Annotated in this window: 15 protein-coding genes and 2 pseudogenes; 7 read left to right on the top strand and 10 right to left on the bottom strand. The window is 53.1% G+C overall.

The annotated features are described in order from the left end of the window. Nucleotides 1–127: 127 nt before the first annotated feature. Nucleotides 128–475 (bottom strand): annotated as a pseudogene (locus VIN76_RS02320) (transposase); the annotation flags it as partial. Nucleotides 476–641: 166 nt separating this feature from the next. Here VIN76_RS02320 and VIN76_RS02315 point away from each other — a divergent pair. Beyond that, nucleotides 642–759, top strand: a pseudogene (locus VIN76_RS02315) (IS110 family transposase); the annotation flags it as partial. A 426-nt stretch (nt 760–1,185) separates the two neighbouring features. Further along, entirely contained in the window at nt 1,186–1,371 is a 186-nt protein-coding gene (locus VIN76_RS02310) for a hypothetical protein (protein ID WP_332040204.1), read from the top strand. Nucleotides 1,372–1,405: 34 nt separating this feature from the next. On the opposite strand, the gene VIN76_RS02305 is transcribed toward VIN76_RS02310, so the two are convergent. Both VIN76_RS02305 and VIN76_RS02300 read right to left on the bottom strand, forming a co-directional pair. Then, on the bottom strand, nt 1,406–1,582 hold the full coding sequence (locus tag VIN76_RS02305) for a hypothetical protein (protein ID WP_332040203.1): 177 nt from the start codon (nt 1,580–1,582) through the stop codon (nt 1,406–1,408). 95 nt (nt 1,583–1,677) lie between these two features. Further along, the gene (locus VIN76_RS02300; protein WP_332040202.1) at nt 1,678–2,913 is read right to left on the bottom strand and encodes a tyrosine-type recombinase/integrase; all 1,236 of its coding nucleotides are present in this window, start codon (nt 2,911–2,913) and stop codon (nt 1,678–1,680) included. A 713-nt stretch (nt 2,914–3,626) separates the two neighbouring features. Here VIN76_RS02300 and VIN76_RS02295 point away from each other — a divergent pair. Beyond that, the gene (locus VIN76_RS02295; protein ID WP_332040201.1) at nt 3,627–4,313 is read left to right on the top strand and encodes an SRPBCC family protein; all 687 of its coding nucleotides are present in this window, start codon (nt 3,627–3,629) and stop codon (nt 4,311–4,313) included. Between the two features lie 2 nt (nt 4,314–4,315). Beyond that, nucleotides 4,316–5,485 carry a zinc-dependent alcohol dehydrogenase gene (locus VIN76_RS02290; RefSeq protein ID WP_332040200.1) on the top strand — a complete coding sequence of 390 codons (1,170 nt, stop codon included), beginning with the start codon at nt 4,316–4,318 and terminating at the stop codon, nt 5,483–5,485. Between the two features lie 288 nt (nt 5,486–5,773). Here VIN76_RS02290 and VIN76_RS02285 read toward each other — a convergent pair whose 3' ends face one another. Next, nucleotides 5,774–6,040: a DUF2171 domain-containing protein gene (locus VIN76_RS02285; RefSeq protein ID WP_332040199.1), complete on the bottom strand. Its 267-nt coding sequence runs from the start codon at nt 6,038–6,040 to the stop codon at nt 5,774–5,776. 261 nt (nt 6,041–6,301) lie between these two features. Here VIN76_RS02285 and VIN76_RS02280 point away from each other — a divergent pair, with 261 nt between their 5' ends. Beyond that, nucleotides 6,302–7,120 (top strand): BON domain-containing protein, encoded by an 819-nt coding sequence (locus VIN76_RS02280; RefSeq protein ID WP_332040198.1) that lies wholly within the window; start codon nt 6,302–6,304, stop codon nt 7,118–7,120. 121 nt (nt 7,121–7,241) lie between these two features. On the opposite strand, the gene pdeM is transcribed toward VIN76_RS02280, so the two are convergent. Further along, a complete protein-coding gene (gene pdeM, locus VIN76_RS02275; RefSeq protein WP_332040197.1) occupies nt 7,242–7,952 on the bottom strand; it encodes a ligase-associated DNA damage response endonuclease PdeM in 711 nt (236 codons plus the stop codon). Beyond that, nucleotides 7,945–10,443, bottom strand: a complete 2,499-nt coding sequence (locus VIN76_RS02270; protein ID WP_332040196.1) for a ligase-associated DNA damage response DEXH box helicase — start codon at nt 10,441–10,443, stop codon at nt 7,945–7,947. Before VIN76_RS02270 ends, pdeM begins: the two co-directional genes overlap by 8 nt. 37 nt (nt 10,444–10,480) lie before the next feature. On the opposite strand from VIN76_RS02270, the gene VIN76_RS02265 reads away from it, so the two are divergent. Both VIN76_RS02265 and VIN76_RS02260 read left to right on the top strand, forming a co-directional pair. Further along, nucleotides 10,481–11,503 (top strand): ligase-associated DNA damage response exonuclease, encoded by a 1,023-nt coding sequence (locus VIN76_RS02265; protein ID WP_332040195.1) that lies wholly within the window; start codon nt 10,481–10,483, stop codon nt 11,501–11,503. Beyond that, nucleotides 11,503–13,089 (top strand): cisplatin damage response ATP-dependent DNA ligase, encoded by a 1,587-nt coding sequence (locus VIN76_RS02260; RefSeq protein ID WP_332040194.1) that lies wholly within the window; start codon nt 11,503–11,505, stop codon nt 13,087–13,089. Before VIN76_RS02265 ends, VIN76_RS02260 begins: the two co-directional genes overlap by 1 nt. Before the next feature lie 251 nt (nt 13,090–13,340). On the opposite strand, the gene cobA is transcribed toward VIN76_RS02260, so the two are convergent. Genes cobA through nirB form a run of 4 tightly spaced genes read right to left on the bottom strand, consistent with a single transcriptional unit; the run spans nt 13,341 to nt 19,577 of the window. Then, nucleotides 13,341–14,141: a uroporphyrinogen-III C-methyltransferase gene (gene cobA, locus VIN76_RS02255; RefSeq protein ID WP_332040193.1), complete on the bottom strand. Its 801-nt coding sequence runs from the start codon at nt 14,139–14,141 to the stop codon at nt 13,341–13,343. Further along, nucleotides 14,138–16,732, bottom strand: a complete 2,595-nt coding sequence (locus VIN76_RS02250; RefSeq protein WP_332040192.1) for a nitrate reductase — start codon at nt 16,730–16,732, stop codon at nt 14,138–14,140. The genes cobA and VIN76_RS02250 overlap by 4 nt, the downstream gene beginning before the upstream one ends. After that, nucleotides 16,729–17,070 carry a nitrite reductase small subunit NirD gene (nirD, locus tag VIN76_RS02245; protein WP_414696258.1) on the bottom strand — a complete coding sequence of 114 codons (342 nt, stop codon included), beginning with the start codon at nt 17,068–17,070 and terminating at the stop codon, nt 16,729–16,731. Before nirD ends, VIN76_RS02250 begins: the two co-directional genes overlap by 4 nt. Next, nucleotides 17,070–19,577 (bottom strand): nitrite reductase large subunit NirB, encoded by a 2,508-nt coding sequence (gene nirB, locus VIN76_RS02240; RefSeq protein WP_332040191.1) that lies wholly within the window; start codon nt 19,575–19,577, stop codon nt 17,070–17,072. Before nirB ends, nirD begins: the two co-directional genes overlap by 1 nt. Between the last annotated feature and the right edge of the window lie 5 nt (nt 19,578–19,582).

Genomic DNA, 19,582 nt, shown 5'->3' with positions numbered 1-19,582 from the left:
AAGCCGACATGCTTATGAGGACCGGGCCGCGCGAATATCCATCTTGGCGACGATCAGATGATCGATATGCCGCATACGTTTACGCAGACCGTGCGATTGCTATCAATAAATCTACTCTTGCAAAGAGGCGGGCCATACGTTTTTTCAGCAGGCGCATCTCGAGCATCTGTTCGGCAACCACTTCTTTCAGATCGCGGGCTTCCTTACGAAGATCACGGACCTCATCGCTATTGGCAGCGCGCGCCGTATCGCCAGCGAGCCTACGCTTGCCGGCTTCCATAAAATCCTTCGACCATTTGTAATACACGCCCTGCGCAATACCTTCACGGCGGCATAGCTCGGCGATACTATCCTCGCCGCGCAGCCCTTCCAGCACGATCCGTATCTTCTCTTCCGCGCTATACTGTTTACGCGTTGCTCTGCGGATATCTTTGACCACCGCTTGCGCGGGGGCTTTTGAGTGTTTTGCTTTCATCTTCGTTCCTTACAGTCACTGCGATGAAACCAAAACACTCACCTATTTTATGCAGCCAATCTGTCTATTGAATGCTGACGGGGGACACACTGGCGTTCGAAGCCAAGGTGGCATAATGAGATCGGTGACCGGCACGAAACCGTTACAAGTCCATTTCGCGCCTGTAAAGACGACCGAACAGCAGGACTTGCAATCGCTGCATCGTGTACGGGAGCGATTGATCACTCAGCGCACATCGCTGATCAACCATACACGCGGGCTACTTGCCGAATATGGCGTGGCGTTGCCTAAAGGTGCTTGGCGCTTTCGTGATCAGGCTCCGGCGGCGGTTGCAGAGACAGAATTATCCGAACTCGCTTACTTTCTATTTTCTGAATTGCTGGATCAATTGCGCGACGTTGATGCGCGGCTATCCAAGCTCGATACCAGGATCGTCGCTATTTGCCGCGAGCATGACGCCTGCCGTCGATTGGTAGCCTTCCCGGCTATGCTCACGCCGGGCAATACCAGTCCATGTCATCGTTCACTCCATCTCTTCGCAAAAACGGACTGAATCACAACATCCTGGTATTGCTCAACTACTTTCGGATCGGGCTCTCAGAAAAAAAGATTACCATGACACATCTTATTCGTCTGCCCTCTGGTGTTGTTTCGCTGAACACCTAAAGCTCTTGTTCGCATCGCAATTTGAATCGTGATACAACGCAACTATGTCCAAGCCAGATCCAGCAACATTGAAAATTGTGGCGGCGCTAATTCGAACCCGCATGGACCGCCTTTCCGGCGATCAGCGACTTGATGGTCTAGAGCGCCTTGGAGCATATCGTGAGTTCAATCAATTGGCGAAAGATCTTGACGCGACCGCAGTCGAGTTTACTCGCGACGAGAAATGGTAGCAGGCACCGCTACCAGAAATCGTTTTAACATTTATCACTGTTTTGTATCACTGTTTTGGGTTGGATGGTTCGTTGGTTTAGCAATCAACGCTGTTGTATTCCCTACCTTTGAAAGAACTGGTCCATCATCAGTTCTTTGAATATTGGAATTTCTTCCATTTGCTACCCAAAATGCTACCCAAGTTGCAAATAGTGCAACTTCGAATATCATTCTGTCAGAAAATCGTTTATTTTCAACTTATTATGGTGAGCCCTGCTGGGTTCGAACCAGCGACCTACTGATTAAAAGTTGCCGGGTCCAAGAAATTAGACTTCTACGATGGAATTTAATAGCTGATTCCAAGCCTTCAGCGCTTCATGCTTCTCGTTGAGATAATCGTGACGTTGATAAACGGACGCTATGCCCGACATACTGCCGCTTACATGATTGAGAACTGCTTCGGTGACAGCAATGGGAATTCCAAGCCGCTGCATTCCCGTGGCAACCGTTCTGCGCAAATCATGTATCCTAAAATCTTCAATCGGGTTTCCATTATTCAACGGAGTCATAACCTTATGCAAATGGGCAGCACCCTTGTTGAAGCTATTGAGCGATTTGTCTGGATGCCCGGCTATGGGGAAAAGCTTCGTGGCACCCTCTTGGCGAGGAATTGAATGGATCATTTCCATGACGGCTGAAGGCAGGGGAAGGATGTGTGTTCGCTTGTTTTTCACGCGTTCGCTTGGCAACGTCCAGATGTTTCCATCAAACTCATGCCAGCTGGAGTCCAGAACCTCGCCGCGCCGCTGTCCTGTCATCAACAACAGCTTATAGGCCACACCGTACGGAAATCCGATTTTGTCGCATGCTTTCCAGAATACCTTAACCTCCTGATCGCTCAGGACACGCTCTCTCGGTTTTCCAATCTTTGGTTTGCGTGCATCGCGGCAAGGGTTGGCAGGGATATTGTCGAATTGTGGTAACATCCAAGTATAGAAGGCGCTCAGAAATGCAAAACAACTGAGAGCGGACCGCGGAACAGGTCTGTTCGGATTGTGCCACTGAACGCTATCCACGAACCTGGTCACTTCAGAGCGAGTGATTGTGTGTACGAGACGGTCACCAAATTCCGGTAAAATATAAAGTTCGCCATATCGTTCAATCTCCCGTGCACTTCTTTTGAATCCACGTACCTCGCGCTGCAGATAGAGTTCCCACAGTTCTGCAAAACGACCTTTCTGAATTTGTGCTAAGCTTTTGTCAGGTTTCGGAAGGGGCGTTCCATTCTCAAGATCAACCAGTAATGCGCGGGCTTTCTTTCGGGCATCGGCCAAACCAAAGTTTGTGCAATATCTTCCGATTGATATATTCTTCACTTTGGACCCGATACGTTTTCGCAGGATGAAAGATTTTGCACCCGATCGTCCGATCCTAACCCTTAGACCGGGAACGACTGCATCCAAAACCTCTTTCCTGCTGGATTTTGCAGGGGTGAGCGACTTGATTTTTGAGTCGGTAAGGCGGATTGTATTTGCCATATTTTCCTTCCATTTTTTGGCCATGAAAAATGTTACCCTGGGTAACAAAACGCATGACATACTATGGAACAAAATAAGAACATATAGGAAGGGTGAAATCAATAAATCTTTTTATAATAGACACTTAGAGATATTCTGGAACTGTTCTTGGTCCATTCCTAATCTGGGGGCCACAGGTTCGAGTCCTGTCGGGCGCACCACCTAACTAGCTGTATTATTGTATAATATATGAAGCCAGAAAATGGAGGCCGGCCTAAAATAATTTTTAGGCCGGTATTTAGGCCGGTGAATTAAGGTCGGCACATGATATTCGAGGGAAAATGCCGCCGCTACCGAATATTGATCAAACCGGCACGACGTGGGCTGGAGGGCGGTTACATCATACAACGCGACCCGTGGCTTGAGGTTAGTATCAGCGCGATACGGGACTTTAACAAGGCACTGGAAGGTGCTGAAATTCAGAGACCAACAAGGCTTATTAATTATCAGCGAAGAAGAATGGAACTTCTTTAGGCGATCCTCTTCCTGTCCCCTGCTCAGGTCCTGGTGAAGGGATTTGGTTCAAATATTTGCGGTTTCCTCAACAATCGCACGGCGTCTTCCCAAATTGTAGGCCACCGGCCTCGGATCGAGGCGATAAGATCATTCAAATTTATGATTGTTGGAACACTTCTTATCCCACTGCGTAGGTTAGAAACACTGAAGCTCCTCGAAAATCCCAAATGGTGGAAGACGATATGAAGCAATCATCAAAAATTGACCAGCATGGCGCGCCCATGCTGGAAAATCGGAATAGTGCGGGAAATGCCATTAAGAGCAATGTCGGAAAGCTTATGATAGCATCATTTGCGCTCGTGGCAGGCGGTACTTATTACTTTATGCGCCATAGACAGGGCGGCTCTGTATATGATGATGCGCCGCGAAAAGCAGCGCGCAGGAAATCCGGAAAATATGACGTTACTGGAAGAGCGGTTACTATTAATCGGCCACGTGAGGAAATATATGCCTTCTGGCGTGATTTCCAGAACCTTCCCACCTTTATGGACAATATAGAAAAGGTGCAACCAACTGGTGCAGAGGGGCGTGCAATCTGGACGATTAAGGCGCCGGCGGGAACCACGGTCGATGTGGAAACTGAAATTGTCGAAGACATAGCCGATGAATTGATCAGTTGGCGGTCAGTAAAAGGGTCACAGATTGATACAGAGGGGCGCATAACTTTTCGAGACGCGCCTAATGGCTCTGGCACCTGGGTCGAAGCGACCATTGCCTATCAGCCTCCCGCAGGCCGATTGGGCCGTATGGTGGCCAAAACATTTCGAAAAGAACCGGGTATTGAGGCGCGACATGATCTTAAACGCCTGAAAATGCTCATGGAAACAGGAGAACTTTCCACCGGGCGACGCTATAACGAGGAGGATTGATAATGCGAGCATTAACCTGGCATGGCAAACATGATGTGCGCGTTGATACTGTAGCTGATCCTGAAATCATCAACCCGCGCGATGCAGTGATCAAAGTAACGTCCACCGCTATTTGCGGCTCTGATTTGCATCTGTATGATGGAGTTATCCCGACCATGAAAGCGGGCGATATTATTGGCCATGAATTCATGGGCGAGGTTGTCGAAACCGGTCCCAAGAGCAGCTTGCAGAAGGGTCAACGGGTTGTTGTCCCTTTTACTATTTCTTGCGGCACCTGTTATTTCTGCGGAAAGCAGCAATATTCAGCGTGCGATAATAGCAATCCGGCGGAAAATCAGGATATATCTGCAACGACTTATGGTCATGCAGTGGGTGGGTTGTTTGGTTACTCTCATATGACCGGTGGTTATTCCGGCGGGCAGGCGGAATATGTCCGGGTTCCCTATAGCGATGTTGGACCGATTGTGGTGCCAGACGACCTTGATGACGAGCAGGTATTATTCCTGTCCGATATCCTTCCCACAGGGTGGATGGCTGCGGAAAATGCAGATATCGAAGCCGACGACATTGTCGCCATATGGGGATGTGGCCCTGTTGGGCTATTTACTATTCAATCTGCTCTCGCAATGGGCGCGGGTAAGGTGATTGCGATAGACCATTACAAAGGTCGACTTGATCTGGCTAAACAGCTTGGCGCCGAAATTATTGACTTTCACCAAACAGACGTTCGAGAGGCTTTAATGACCATGACGGGCGGCATAGGGCCTGATGCGGTGATTGATGCTGTTGGTATGGAATCACATGGATTTGCGATTGATAACATGATGGACGTTGCAAAGCAGAAAATCGGGGTAGGGGCGGACAGGGCATCAGCATTGAAGCAGGCTATATTGGCTGTTCGGAAAGGCGGCCGCATTTCGATGCCGGGTGTATATGGCGGCTTTACGGATAAATTCCCGCTGGGCGCGCTCATGGAAAAAGGTTTGCAGCTAAAGACCGGCCAAACGCATGTGCAGCGCTATATGAAACCCTTGCTGGATAAGATCCAGTCAGGAGAACTGGATACTACTTTTCTAATCAGCCATCGGCTTCCCCTGGAACAGGCGCCAACGGCGTATAAGAACTTCAAGAAGAACAAGAGCGAGTGGACGAAGGTCGTGCTGAAGCCATGATATTTGTGTAAGATGAAAGTTACCTAGGATTGGGTTCTATGGCGATGTTGTGCATGATAGAGCCCAACTGATTACCAATAGCAATCGCGGCGGTATTCATCACGCAAGGAAAATATTTCTGTAGCCAAGAGGAACGGCTGCGCCGTATTCAAGAAGCTAGACGCCCTTGGTGCAGAAGCATTGCAAGGAATGATCTTAGATGGATAGCTGCGCTAATGCGCATAGCTTCTTTTGCACTCATCATCGGTATCGGTATGATGACCGTGCCTTCACGATAATACTAATTATCTAGTTTTTATCATCGTGAATAGCTCGTCCATCTTTTTCTTCTTCCATTAGAGCGGCGTTGGCGCCGGTAGCAGACAAACGGACTTTGTTCTGTTCGACGGACGCAACCATTCCGGCGGAAATATAATGGTGATGATCGGGGTGAGAGCCGCTATCAGCCTTGGCAAGCTTTATGCGATCACCTTCCACCGCATCAACGGTGCCCAAATGGACACCATCGGCACCTATTACGTCCATATTTTTTGTGATAAGTTCCAGATCGACCATGATTATACCTTTCCTGGATTGATGATAATAAACCAACCCTTTGAATATTGAATGGTTCCGGAATGGCTTCACGCGAATGTATGACCGCCATATAGATCAACGATAGCTCGCACCGTGCATCGTTCGGCTTTTTTGCTGTGAGGCATAATAATTTGCAACATTAACTAACCTCATTCGTCGATACATTGACCGGCTACGGCAGCCTCCTGCTCCCATAAAGATTGGCGTCGGCCGGTCACCGAACCTTAAAGGAGATTAAGGATGCCACGGAAGCAGCTGAATGAGATAGATAAGAGACGCGGGCGCGGTAATAACCGCTCTTCCAGTAATCATTATGAGCCTAATTCTGTTCAAAACCGCGATAGAGAATTTACTTCCGGCAGATGGGATGACCAAAGCCGGGATGATTATGACAAATGGAGCGACGATCGTGTAACTTATGCTCATGGTCATAACTATCGCAGCAATAGTGCTAGGCAAGGCTATTATAAGCCTGAGGGTAGCGACAGAAATTATCGACAGGATGATTTCGAACATGTCGAGGAAAATGGCGATCATCCATATCATCGCCCGCTAAGAGACAGAAATGTCAGAAAAGGTAGTCGTGCGATAGGCGACCAGGGAGGTGACAGATACCCGGATCGATCACGAGCATACGGAAACGACAGCGGACGCGGTTATGGCGGCGGTTTTTATGGTGGCCGACAAGGATGGGACTCAAATTACGGGCGTGATAGCTATGACTGGGATGATGATCGCGGCTTCCTTGAGAAAGCTGGTGATGAAGTTCGTTCATGGTTCGGCGACGATGAGGCTCAGAACCGAAGGATACGCGACGGTCATGCAGGCCGGGGACCAAGTAACTACACCCGTTCTGACATCCGTATTACTGAAGACGTCAACGACCGCCTCACCGATGATTTTTTCGTGGATGCATCGAATATCAGCGTAACTGTTACAGAGTGTGAAGTTACTCTTGATGGAACGGTACAGAACAAACTTGCGAAACGCAGAGCTGAAGATTGTGTAGATTCGGTATCCGGCGTCAAGCATGTGCAAAATAATTTGCGGGTCGAGTAACGGTTAGAAACTTTTCTGACTGATTGTTACATCCTGGCAGGCGGGCTTGTCGTCGAAGTCCGCCTCCGTAGCTGGGTCAATTTCACCCCTCATACCTTCGGGAACTGGAGCGCAGGCTACATTAACCACCGCATGTCCTGTCGCGTAATCTATCAGCGTATGACCTAATAGGATATACACCGCTCGGCGCGGTTAACATAAAAAATTTATGCTCGCCGAGTTTCCTTCTGATCGCAGGATTATCGACAAAAAGGCCGCCGGTGTAAGCACCGAATGAGGGCATTATTATCCTTGTATCACTACATGCGAAGCACGGGTAGGTCAGGGTCCGGCGCCGGATTGTCACACTGGCCTTGGGATGTAAATGGCCGCAGATATTCGTTTGTTTCAAGCCAGCGTCAACGGGGAGATGGGTTAAAAGAAATCCATCTGCCTCCATATGGTCTACCCTTTCCCCGGCCAGGGCAGGGGGGATATCAGGATCATGATTTCCCAGAATCCAGGTGAATTTTCTGACTTGCCTGATGATGTCATTGAGCATCTCGACATGTTGGAAATCGATACGCTCACTGACCCCGACATCGTGAAAACTGTCACCAAGGGCAACGACATGTTCAGGCCTATAGGTTTCGATCACCTCGTTTAACCGGCTGAGCGTTTCCACCGTATCATAAGCCGGGAGCAGTGCATTGCCGACGGATTGCAAATAGCTCCCCTTTTCGAAATGGAGGTCGGCCACCAACAACGTCCATGACCTTGGTAAAAAAGCCGCTTTCATCGCATCCAGAACAATGGGCCCGGCGCTGCTTTCGTAAATGACATTTTTACGCACTTAACGTCTTTTCCACTTGAGCCAGTAGCTCCTCGCCCAGGCTTTCATAACTGGCGAGGCGCAAAAGTTCTTCCTCCCCTTTGCCGCGGACTCTCTCTTTTCCAAGCTGCATCATTGACGGAATTGATAAGGGGGAGGCATGTGGAAGAGTACGAAAACGAACTCGACCCTCTACTTCCTGGAGCCAGTGAGCTAATCGGGGGATATCGAGCAGATCCCTTTCAGCTTCTTCGCGTGCAATACGAAGCAATATATGATCCGGTTCGTATTTCATAAGAACATCATAGATGAGATCCGTGCTGAATATAATCTGTTTCATAGGGCGCTGCGATCCGCGCTGCCGCTGTTCTGTCAATCCAGATATCGTTGCTATCTTGCGAAAGCTGCGCTTGACCATTGGAGATTCAACTATCCAGTCCTGCAATTCGCCTGCGACAATATCAGTCGTCAATAAAGCGTCGACATTATCTACAGGCTCTAGAGTCGTGATCGTCAGCGCGTAATCGGTAATACTAAAATTCAGTGGTTTAAAATTTGCTTTGTCCATGCGCCGTGTCAGTAGAAAACCCAGAGCATTGTTTACCTTGCGCCCTTCAAATGTGTGGAAAACCGTTACATGATCGCCTCTGTCAAAAAAGCCTTCGACTAATATACCGTGCGGTTCCGGCAATTCTGAAAATTCATTTTGCCATCCAAGCCAGGATTGCACTTGAGACGACAAATTATCCCATTGTTCGGGGTCTGCCAGAACGCGTCTGACACCGTCCGCCAAATAGGATGACAGCGGCATCATTCCGCCCAAGTAAGCGGGGACCTTGGCCCTTAGTTTAGGTGCAGGCCTGACCTCTAAGACCCTGTCCTTAATGCCTTCATAGCGCAGGACTTCACCGGCAAAGGCAAAAGTGTCGCCGAGCACCAGATTCATGATAAATTGCTCTTCTATCTCGCCAATAATTCGTCCGCGCTTCGATTTAGGACCGGCCAGGCGGCGCACTTTGATTTTGGCATCTTCTACGATGGTACCGATGTTCATGCGGTGACGCAGCGCCTGTTCGCGGTTAGCTATTCTATAGCCACGTGATGTCGCCTGAAGACGTTGGTATCTTTCATAGGTTTTGAGAGAATAGCCGCCATTTTGCGCGAATTGCAGGAGGCTATTAAAATCAGTCCTCGATAAATTCCTGTAAGGATTGGCGCTGCATATTTCATTGTATAATTCGCGTTTCTTAAACCGACCGGCGCAACTGCGATTGACAATATATTGCACCACAACATCGAGAGCGCCGCTATGATAATCTTCGCCATCGCGCTGGCCCTGCACGATCGCTTTTATGGCAACGTCGCACTCAACAGCCTCCAGTGGATTACAAGGCACCAAAATGCCTTGAGAGGGATCATCCATCCGGTGGTTGGAACGACCTATTCTCTGCAAAAGGCGGCTTACCCCTTTTGGCGCTCCGACCTGGATAACTTTGTCTACATCACCCCAGTCCACCCCCATTTCCAGAGCGGACGTAGATACAACAGCCCGCATGGCACCAGTGGCGATAAAGGATTCCGTTTTCTGGCGCTTCTCGCGGGATAGAGACCCATGATATATCAATATGGGTAGATTCTGATCATTTTTCCGCCAGAGTTGCTGAAATAAAAGCTCTGCCTGCGCGCGTGTATTGACAAAAATAATGACGCTTTTTGAGGATATTATTTCATCGTAAATCTGCTTGATTGCATAAACAGGACTATGTCCACCCAAAGGCAGCCTGGCATCCGTTTCAAGCACGCTTATCTCTGGGCGAGAGGATGATCTTACCTCCAATATCATTGCCGCTGATCCTGTGGGACCTAGCCAACGCGCGGCCTCATCCGGTTTGCTAATTGTAGCGGACAAACCAAAGCGCACATGACCTGGTGCCAGTGTTTTTAACCGTGCCAGCGCCAGAGATGTGAAATCTCCCCGTTTGCCGGTGGCAAAGCTATGCAGTTCGTCAATGATGACAACATCCAGATCAGCGAAATAATCTTCCGCATTATCATAGGACAACAAAAGCATGAGGCTTTCCGGTGTTGTTAGTAAAAAATCAGGTGGTGTTTTACGCTGCCTGGCCCGCTCTGTAGTTTTAGTATCCCCTGTGCGTACGCCTATCGTGATGGGCAGGTTCAGGTCTTGAATGGGACGCGCAAGATTTCGTTCAATATCGTTGGTCAGAGCACGAAGCGGAGAGATATAAAGCGTCTTTAGCTGAGCGCGTGAATTCGCGGGCTTATCAAACAGAGCAATCAAACTCGGCAGAAAACCTGCCAGCGTTTTGCCTCCGCCGGTCGGCGCAATCAGCAATGTGTCTTCGCGTCTGTTATAGGCATCGACCATCGCACGTTGATAATCCCGAATATGCCACTTTTGCTGCGCAAACCAATTTTCTAGCAAAGCTGGGATCCTGAGCGGAACCGTTGCGTTGATTTGTGGGTTATCAATGAGGCTGGCAGTTGGCATCAATATCTTTCTGTCGCGCAAAGCAGGATGATCTATAATGAATGCCCGAGCAGAAAAATGGATGCATGTCAGGCCTGAAGGCCTCTATTGCGCTCCGGCAAATTGCTATATTGATCCCCATGATGCAGTTGACAGGGCCATTATCACACATAGCCATGCAGATCATGCCCGATCCGGTCATGGCGGCGTATTCGCAACACCGGAAACCCTGGCCATAATGCGCACGCGCTATTCGGACATTTCCGTCGAAGGCGGCGTTTCCTTAAATTACGGGCACAGGCAAGACCTTGGCAATGGTGTCACTCTCTGGTTGGCCCCTGCTGGCCATATCCTGGGCAGCGCTCAAGCTGTGCTGGAATATGATGGACAAAGAGTGGTTATCTCGGGTGATTTCAAACGTCATCCCGATCCGACCTGCAAGCCATTCGAAATAGTTCCTTGCGATGTATTCATAACCGAAGCGACATTTGCGTTGCCAGTGTTTCAACATCCTCCTCTGGAACAGGAGATCACCAAACTCATCCGTTCAACGGAAATTTTCCCGGAGCGGTCCCATCTGGTCGGTGTTTATGCTCTGGGGAAGTGCCAGCGCATCATGCTGGCACTGCGAAGCGCAGGCTATTCCCATCCATTCTATATTCACGGTGCGCTTAAAAAGCTGATCGAACTGTACGGGACATTCGGATTTGATTTTGGCCCGTGGCAACTCGTGTCAGAGATTAGCGCGAAAGAGCGGGATATTCTGCGCGGAAAGATCATCCTCTGCCCGCCATCCGCTTTGGCTGATCGATGGTCGCGCCGAATGCCGGACCCTCTGCCATCCATGGCCTCCGGGTGGATGCAAATTCGGGCACGCGTTCGGCAGAGACGTGCGGAAATGGCGCTTATTGTATCGGACCATGCCGATTGGGATGGCTTGATTGAAACTGCGCTCGCGACCGGTGCGCCGGACGTCTGGATTACTCATGGCCGCGTAGAAGCCTTGCAATATGTGTTAGAGCAACACGGCGTGAATGCCAAAGCGTTGAACCTTATCGGACGCGATGAGGAGACTGATTAATGGAGCAATTCTCTCGTTTACTGGATAATCTCTACTTCACGAATTCGACAAAGGCCAAAGAGACTTTATTGGCTGATTATCTTCGTGGGACCCCTGACCCCGACCGCGGGTGGGCGCTTGCAGCCATTGCTGGCACGTTGAGTTTTGATCTATTCAAACGCAATCTGATCAAACAGCTTATGATGGAGCGTATGGATCCGTTTCTATTTGACATATCGCGCGATTATGTCGGCGAGCTGTCAGAAACTATAGCGTTGGCCTGGCGCCCTTCACCAGAAGCGAAAATTCTGAACCGGCTGCCCAGACTGTCCGAAGTTATTGCGCAATTCCACGCAAGGGACAAAGCTGGCATAAGCGAATATCTGGCAGAGCTGCTCGACAATATGACTCCTCCGCAGCGCTGGGCACTACTAAAACTTGGCACGCGGAGCCTTCGGGTTGGTATGTCGGCGCGTTCGGTCAAACGCACATTGGCCAATATGAAAGGCGTGAATCTCGATACTATAGAGGAGCTATGGCACGCAATAAAGCCGCCTTATACCGAGCTTTTTGCATGGATAGATGAAGATGCGCCTATTCCTGATATTTCCGGTAGTTTGACATATTCCCCTGTCATGCTGGCGCATCCCATCGAAGATAAGGACTTCGCCCGTATCACGCCAGGAACCCATGCAATCGAATGGAAATTTGACGGAATACGGGTGCAGATTGCCGCCAATGAGATGGAAACCAGGCTCTTTTCACGCAAGGGTGACGACATCTCGCACAGTTTTCCTGACCTTATCGCAGCCTGTGATTTTACAGGGGTATTGGACGGAGAACTGTTGGTCAAACCAGGCGGCGAGATCGGCCGGTTCAATGACCTTCAACAACGTTTGAACAAAAAGAAACCCAGCAAAGCCATTATGGAAAGACTGCCCGCTCATTTCATTGCTTATGACATGCTGTCTCTGGACGGAGGAAGCATCAAGAGCAAAAGCTTCGATGCTCGCCGGCAAAAGCTGGAAGAGCTTTTGGCTGCTTTGGATAAGACGCGGTTTTCGCTTTCCGAGATTTTGCCTTTTGATGAAAAATCCGACCTTGATGCCTTGCGCCAACAAGCAGTGGAAACGAGCGGGATTATCGAAGGACTGATGATCAAGACACGTTCGTCGCGTTATGTTGCCGGCCGCCCCAAACACGCATGGTATAAATGGAAGCGCGATCCATTCCTATTGGATGCCGTCCTGATGTATGCTCAGCGGGGCACGGGAAGACGTTCATCATTCTATTCCGACTACACGTTCGGACTTTGGGGAGACGAAGAGCAACTCCTGCCGATCGGGAAAGCCTATTTCGGTTTCACAGATGAAGAACTAAAAGACATCGACAGGTGGGTCCGCAACAACACGCTCGAACGCTTCGGACCTGTTCAAGAGGTCAGAAAAGAGCTGGTCTTTGAAGTCGCCTTTGATTCCGTCCATGAAAGCCCCCGCCATAAATCAGGCTATGCATTGCGATTTCCGCGCATCAATCGAATCCGTTGGGATAAACCTGCGGCTGATGCGGATAGTATCGAAGCGGTTGCGGCAATTGTGGGGAAATAAATCTTCTTCAAGGCACAAATTGTGAAGCGTTTCCAAAACGGGCGAGCAATGATGACTAGGCCATGCTCGCTGCCTGAAAACGCTGTGGGAGTGCGCAGAACGCCGCCAAAGTAGCGTTTCTTTATCGATCCAGATCCATTCTGGAAAACTTCATGCAGCTCAACCCCCCAGAGCGATGAAACCGGAAGCAATTTGGCCGTTTGATGACTGTTGGGTTTTGGGGCAGTCAGTCGATAGCAGACTACAAATCATTAGTTGAATAACGTTTGTTTCGGTTTCGGTACTGTGGAAGAGAAACTCAAATCGCTCACCGCACGGCGCTGCCTGACCGCTTCGCCGATCAGTATCAGCGCCGGGCCATCTCCCAGGACGGATTTTGCCGACAACGCCAGCAGGTCAAGACGCGTGCTGAACTGGCGTTCCTCGGGCAGGCTGGCATTTTCTGTCTGAAGCACGGGCGTATCTGCGGCCAAGCCGGCTTTCAGAAGTTCTCGTGAAATGACCGGGGCTGCCGCTTTTCCCATATAGATCGCCAGCGTTGTCTTGGGATCGGCAAGGGCCTGCCAGTCGAGATCAAGTTCCTCTCCGGCCTTGGCATGGGCGGTTACGAACACAAGTTTGCGGGCGAGACCGCGCAAGGTGAGCGATATCCCGGCGCTGGCGGCGGCGGCCGATGCAGCGGTAATACCGGGGCAGACGTGGCAGGCAATGCCATGGGTGGCGAGCGCATCCATTTCCTCTGCCGCGCGACCGAAAATCCCCACGTCCCCGCCTTTCAGGCGAACAACCCGTTCACCCGCACGGGCGGCCCCGGCCAGCATGTCGTTGATACTGCACTGGTCTCTCGAATGGCTGCCCGATCGCTTGCCGACGGGAACAAGCCTGGCGGAGCGCGGGGCAAGCTTGAGGACGCCCTTGCCCACAAGCGCGTCATAGAAAATGACCGTGGCAGCCCGAATGAGCTTTTCCGCTTTTCGGGTGAGCAAGTCAGGGTCGCCCGGGCCGGCACCGATTAGCCAGACAGTGCCGGGCTGAATTATCGGTTCTTTCATTCTGCAGCCTCCAGTTTCGGTGCGCGTATTTTCGCAAGCAATTTTTGTATTTCGGGGCGGCAACTGCCGCAGTTAGTCCCGGCATTGAGAGCAGCACCAACATCGTCCAGACTGACCAGAGATTGCCGCACAATCGCGCTGGTGATTTCCTTCACTCCCACATTGAAGCAGATGCAGACGGTTGCGCCCTTGTCCGGTCCCGTGACCTTCGGCCGGGCGGCAAGGAGCGAGGCTGCATCTGCCTGACCATCACCGGCAAGCTGGCCCGCGATCCAGTCGCGGGAAGGCAAATCCCCCTGGCGTGTAAGATACAGCGCCGCGGCCAGCCGCCCCTCTGGACCGCGAACAGCAATCCGGCGCATGCCTTGCTGAATGTCGACCGCTTCCATGCGTTCGCCGGGCGGGAGCAGGTGATCCAGATCGACAGCGCAGTCGCCCGCCATTTCGACCAGCCAGCCGCCTGCGATTTTCGTACTGGTCCAGTAGAGAATGGGACTTGGCGCCGGGCGCCGCGAACAGACAAGAAACGCCCGCCACTCGGGTTCCACCGCCGCGATATTGCAGGGAGTGTTTTTGAACGCCGGCTGTCCGGACAGCGGATCGACGGTCTGATCCCCAAGCCGGTTGGCGCGGCCGCCGTTACTCATCTGATCGGACCAATGCATCGGCGCTAAAATCTCGCCCGGCCGCTGGGCATCAGAGATCCGGACACGGAATATGCTTTCGCCTTGCGCGGTGACAATCCTCGCGAGCCGACCCTCTGCCAATCCGTACGCCAAGGCGTCATCCGGATGGATCTCGACCAGCGGTTCGCGGCGATGCTGCGACAGCCGCGGGCTCAAACCGGTTCGGGTCATGCTGTGCCACTGGTCGCGATAGCGCCCGGTGTTGAGCGTCAGCGGAAAGCCGGGATGATGAGTTCTGACGGCAGGAGGCGCGACTGCCACCAACCGCGCCTTGCCGTCCGGAGTGGTGAACATGCGATCGGCAAACGGCGACGCGCCACCCCAGGCTTTGGGCACCCATGCATCATATTCGGCGTCGCTTGTTGCGGCCCATTGCGACATGTCCAGTTTTCGCCTGCCGTGATTGCGAAAGCCCGTCTGTGCTGCATATTCCCTAAAGATTGCGGCGGCACTTTCGAAGGAAAAGGCAGCCTCATGGCCCATCCGGCGAGCCACCTGCTGAACCATCCACCAGTCTGCCCTGGCTTCCCCGGGCGCGGCGAACAAGCGGCGCTGGCGGCTGACAACCCGCTCGCTGTTGGTAACCGTTCCGTCTTTCTCCCCCCAGGCCAGCGCCGGCAGTTTTACCCGGGCCAGTGCGGTGGTATCGGTTTCGGACATGACATCCGACACCACGACGAAATCGCACCGCTCCAGTGCCGTACGAACATATTGAGCATCCGGCATCGACACCGCCGGATTGGTTGCCATGATCCAGATGGCCCTGATCCGTCCTTCATGGACATCGCGGAACATGTCGACCGCCTTGCGGCCTGGTTTCCGAGCGATCGTGGGGCTGTTCCAATAGGTTTGTGCGGCATCACATTCGGCTTCTGAAAATCCCATATGGGCAGCCAGCATCGACGAAAGCCCGCCCACCTCGCGCCCGCCCATGGCATTGGGCTGCCCGGTTATCGAAAATGGCCCCGTGCCGGGCCTGCCGATCCGGCCCGTTGCCAGGTGCAGGTTGATGATCGCATTGCCCTTGTCGGTTCCGCCAACGGATTGATTCGCACCCTGGCTGAACAGGGTAACCATGTTCGGATGGCTGGCGACAAGATCAGCCAACTGGTCCAGCAGCTGCGGGTCGATGCCGGCCATATCCGCATCGCCGGCCAGATTGGTCCAGAACTGATCCGGTGCACGGACATGGTCGCGCAGGAAGCTGTCGTCGAGCCGCCCCCTGATCGCCATTTCGCGCAAAATCGCGTTGAACAGGGCGACATCGCCATCCGGCCTTATCGGCAAGTGCAGGTCGGCACATTCGGCCGTTTCGGTCCGGCGCGGGTCGATAACGACGAGTTTGGTACCGCGCTCCGTGCGTGCTTTTTCAATTCTCTGCCAGACAACCGGATGACACCATGCGGTGTTCGAGCCGACCAGAAGGATGAGATCGGCGGCGTCGAGATCGTCATAACTGCAGGGAACGATATCCTCGCCAAAAGCGCGATGGTGGGCGGCGACGGCGCTGGCCATGCACAGGCGGCTGTTGGTATCGATATTGGCGCTGCCGATAAAGCCCTTCATCAGCTTGTTGGCGACATAATAATCTTCGGTCAGCAATTGCCCGGAAACGTAGAAGGCCACACTGTCCGGGCCATGGTCCCGAATGGTTTGCGAAAATCGCGAGGCAACGAGATCCAGCGCTTCGTCCCAGCTGGCCCGTTCGCCCCCGATTTCGGGATGGAGCAAACGGCCCTCGAGACTGACCGTCTCGCCCAGATGTGTCCCCTTGGAACAAAGGCGTCCCCGGTTTGCCGGATGGCGGGTGTCTCCAGCGATCTGCACTTCGCGATCACCGGTGATTTCGGCCTTTATCCCGCAGCCGACCCCGCAATAGGGGCAAGTGGTGCAGACCGACGTCACGTCACTCCCGCCAGAGCCGCCGCTCTTTCAATATAGATGCGCCCGGCATCGATCTTGACCGGGATGACGGGCACACAGCCCTTGTCTGCGCCCAGCGCCTTGCCCGTGACCAGCGAAATACGCCAATTGTGTAGCGGACAGGTGACACTGCTATCGTGCACGATCCCTTGGCTCAGCGGGCCAGCCTTGTGGGGGCAGCTGTTGGCCAGCGCATGAATCGCGCCGGTCGAGGTTCGGAATATGGCGATTTCCTGGCCACCTTGCACCGGCAGAGTCCGGGCACCAAGGGCAGGCAGTTGTTCGACCGGGCCGATATCGATCCATTTGGCTTCCACCATCATGCAGACTCCAGTACGGTAAAGGGCCGGATTTCGGCGATATGCTTGTGGAGATGACTCTCCGCCCCTGCGGCCCGCTGGGCCCAGGGATCCGACTGGTGGACCGACTGGGCGAACAGGAAACGTTTCTGCAAAGCCTTGCGGCCGATCTCGTCCTCCACGATGCGGCCCCTGATATAGTCCATCCCGACCCGCTCGACCCAGGGCGCGGTGCGATCCAGATAGCGCGCTTCTTCCCGGTACAGCTGGATGAAGGCGGCAATATATTCCAGCGCGGCCTCTTCTGTCTCGACCTTGCAGAGAAAATCGGTGCCCCTGAGATGAATGCCCCCATTCCCGCCGACGCTGATTTCATAACCGCTGTCTACACAGATGATCCCGAGGTCCTTGATCGATGCTTCCGCACAATTGCGCGGGCAGCCTGAGACGGCGATCTTGAACTTGTGGGGCATCCAGCTGCCCCAGGTCATTTTCTCGGCTTTGATCCCCAGTCCGGTCGAATCCTGCGTACCGAAGCGGCACCATTCGCTGCCGACACAGGTTTTGACCGTCCGCAGCGCCTTGCCATAGGCATGGCCCGAGACCATGCCAGCAGCATTGAGGTCGGCCCAGATGGATGGCAGGTCTTCTTTCCTGATCCCGAAAATATCCAGTCTTTGGCCGCCCGTCACCTTGACCAGACGCGCCTGATATTTGTCCGCGGCATCGGCAATAGCGCGCAGTTCATCGGGCGTGGTGATCCCGCCCCACATTCTCGGCACCACGGAATAGGTACCGTCCTTCTGGATATTGGCGTGCATCCGTTCATTGACGAACCGGCTCTGCGGATCTTCCTGATGTTCCGTGGGCCAAGCGCAGAGCAGATAATAGTTCAGCGCCGGGCGACAGGAGGCGCAGCCATCTGGCGAGGTCCAGTGGAGTTCCTGCATCACCTGCGGAATGGATTTCAATGCCTTGTCGAGGATATTGCGCCGCACGTCCTCATGCGTGAAGCTGGTGCATTTGCACATGGGGGTGGCTGTCCGTTCGCCGCCATAATCGTCACCCAGCGAGAGGCTGAGCAGACTCTCGACAAGCCCGGTGCAGGACCCGCAACTGGCTGACGCCTTGCACCCGGCGCGGACGGTGTCGAGGTCATTGGCCCCATCATCGATGCAGGCGACCACCTGTCCCTTGGTAACGCCGTTGCAACCGCAGATTTCTGCGTCAGGGGACAATGCTGCAACGGCGCTGTCAGGGTCCAGCGTGCTTTCTCCCGATGCAAAAGCCTGGCCAAAGATAAGCGCTTCACGGATATCGGATATATTTTCCTGCCGTTTCAGGAGATCGAAATACCAGCTGCCGTCAGCCGTATCACCGTAGAGCACGGCGCCGATCAGTCGGTCTCCCTTCACAACTACCCGCTTGTAAACTCCGCGCGAAGCATCGCGCATGACAATATCCTCGGTGTCGTCACCGCCAGAAAAATCACCGACGGAAAACAGGTTGATGCCGGAGACTTTCAGTTTGGTCGCGGTGACTGAGCCCGCATAGCCGGAGGGAACGCTGGTCAGATAATCGGCCAGGGCCCGGCACATTTCCCACAGCGGCGCCACCAGACCGTAGCAAGTCCCGCGATGCTGGACGCATTCTCCGACCGCCAGAATCGCCGGATCACTGGTCACCATATGGTCGTCAATGACAATGCCGCGCTCGACTTCCAGCTCAGCCAGTCTTGCAAGATTGACAGAAGGCTTGATGCCGACTGCCATTACGACCAGATCGGCTTCGATTGCGGTCCCGTCCTTTAGCCTGACGCCAGAGACATGGGTATCACCCATTATTTCGGCGGTATCGGCCCGCGTGATTATGGTTTGTCCGCGCCGTTCCAGCTCGCTTCGTAACAGGAACCCGGCGGCTTCATCGAGCTGCCGCTCCATCAGCGTCGGCATCAGATGCAGCACAGTAACATGCATGCCGCGCAGTGAAAGGCCATGCGCCGCTTCCAGACCCAGAAGCCCGCCACCGATGACCACGGCCTTGCCGCCGGATCGTGCCGCCGCCAACATCTTGTCGACATCGTCGATGTCCCGGAAGCTGATAACCCCCGGCAGCTTGTGTCCCGGCACCGGAATGATGAACGGATCGGACCCCGTTGCGATTAGCAGGCGATCATAGGGCGCGACCCGGCCGGAAGCGCTGACCACCTCACTGGCTTCGCGTTTGATCGCGATAATCGCATCCCCGCTGACCAGCTCTATGTCATTGCCATCATACCAGTCCTGGTCATTGATGATGATGTCTTCGAACGTCTTTTCGCCGGCGAGCACGGGGGACAACATGATCCGGTCATAGTTCACCCGGGGCTCCGCGCCGAAAATGGTGATCGCATAGCGGTCTGGGTCCCGCGCCAGGATTTCTTCCACGGCCCGACATCCGGCCATGCCGTTGCCGATGACGACCAGTCGTTCGCGGGCTCTCTGGCAAGCCATTTCCTGTTTTTCATCCGCTGTGACCAGTGTGTTCATTTACT

The organism is Parasphingorhabdus sp., assembly GCF_036568145.1.
In the GTDB taxonomy this organism is placed as follows: domain Bacteria; phylum Pseudomonadota; class Alphaproteobacteria; order Sphingomonadales; family Sphingomonadaceae; genus Parasphingorhabdus.
The sequence above is the reverse complement of the archived record's forward strand: the minus strand, read 5'-3'. Positions and strand labels throughout refer to the sequence as shown.

Excerpts from the sequence above, each read along its gene's own strand:
- VIN76_RS02310 (WP_332040204.1), top strand. The coding sequence starts at position 1,186 with ATGTCCAAGCCAGATCCAGCAACATTGAAAATTGTGGCGGCGCTAATT.
- VIN76_RS02305 (WP_332040203.1), bottom strand. The coding sequence starts at position 1,582 with ATGATATTCGAAGTTGCACTATTTGCAACTTGGGTAGCATTTTGGGTA.
- VIN76_RS02300 (WP_332040202.1), bottom strand. The coding sequence starts at position 2,913 with ATGGCCAAAAAATGGAAGGAAAATATGGCAAATACAATCCGCCTTACC.
- VIN76_RS02295 (WP_332040201.1), top strand. The coding sequence starts at position 3,627 with ATGAAGCAATCATCAAAAATTGACCAGCATGGCGCGCCCATGCTGGAA.
- VIN76_RS02290 (WP_332040200.1), top strand. The coding sequence starts at position 4,316 with ATGCGAGCATTAACCTGGCATGGCAAACATGATGTGCGCGTTGATACT.
- VIN76_RS02285 (WP_332040199.1), bottom strand. The coding sequence starts at position 6,040 with ATGGTCGATCTGGAACTTATCACAAAAAATATGGACGTAATAGGTGCC.
- VIN76_RS02280 (WP_332040198.1), top strand. The coding sequence starts at position 6,302 with ATGCCACGGAAGCAGCTGAATGAGATAGATAAGAGACGCGGGCGCGGT.
- VIN76_RS02270 (WP_332040196.1), bottom strand. The coding sequence starts at position 10,443 with ATGCCAACTGCCAGCCTCATTGATAACCCACAAATCAACGCAACGGTT.
- VIN76_RS02265 (WP_332040195.1), top strand. The coding sequence starts at position 10,481 with ATGAATGCCCGAGCAGAAAAATGGATGCATGTCAGGCCTGAAGGCCTC.
- VIN76_RS02260 (WP_332040194.1), top strand. The coding sequence starts at position 11,503 with ATGGAGCAATTCTCTCGTTTACTGGATAATCTCTACTTCACGAATTCG.
- cobA (WP_332040193.1), bottom strand. The coding sequence starts at position 14,141 with ATGAAAGAACCGATAATTCAGCCCGGCACTGTCTGGCTAATCGGTGCC.
- nirD (WP_414696258.1), bottom strand. The coding sequence starts at position 17,070 with ATGGTGGAAGCCAAATGGATCGATATCGGCCCGGTCGAACAACTGCCT.
- nirB (WP_332040191.1), bottom strand. The coding sequence starts at position 19,577 with ATGAACACACTGGTCACAGCGGATGAAAAACAGGAAATGGCTTGCCAG.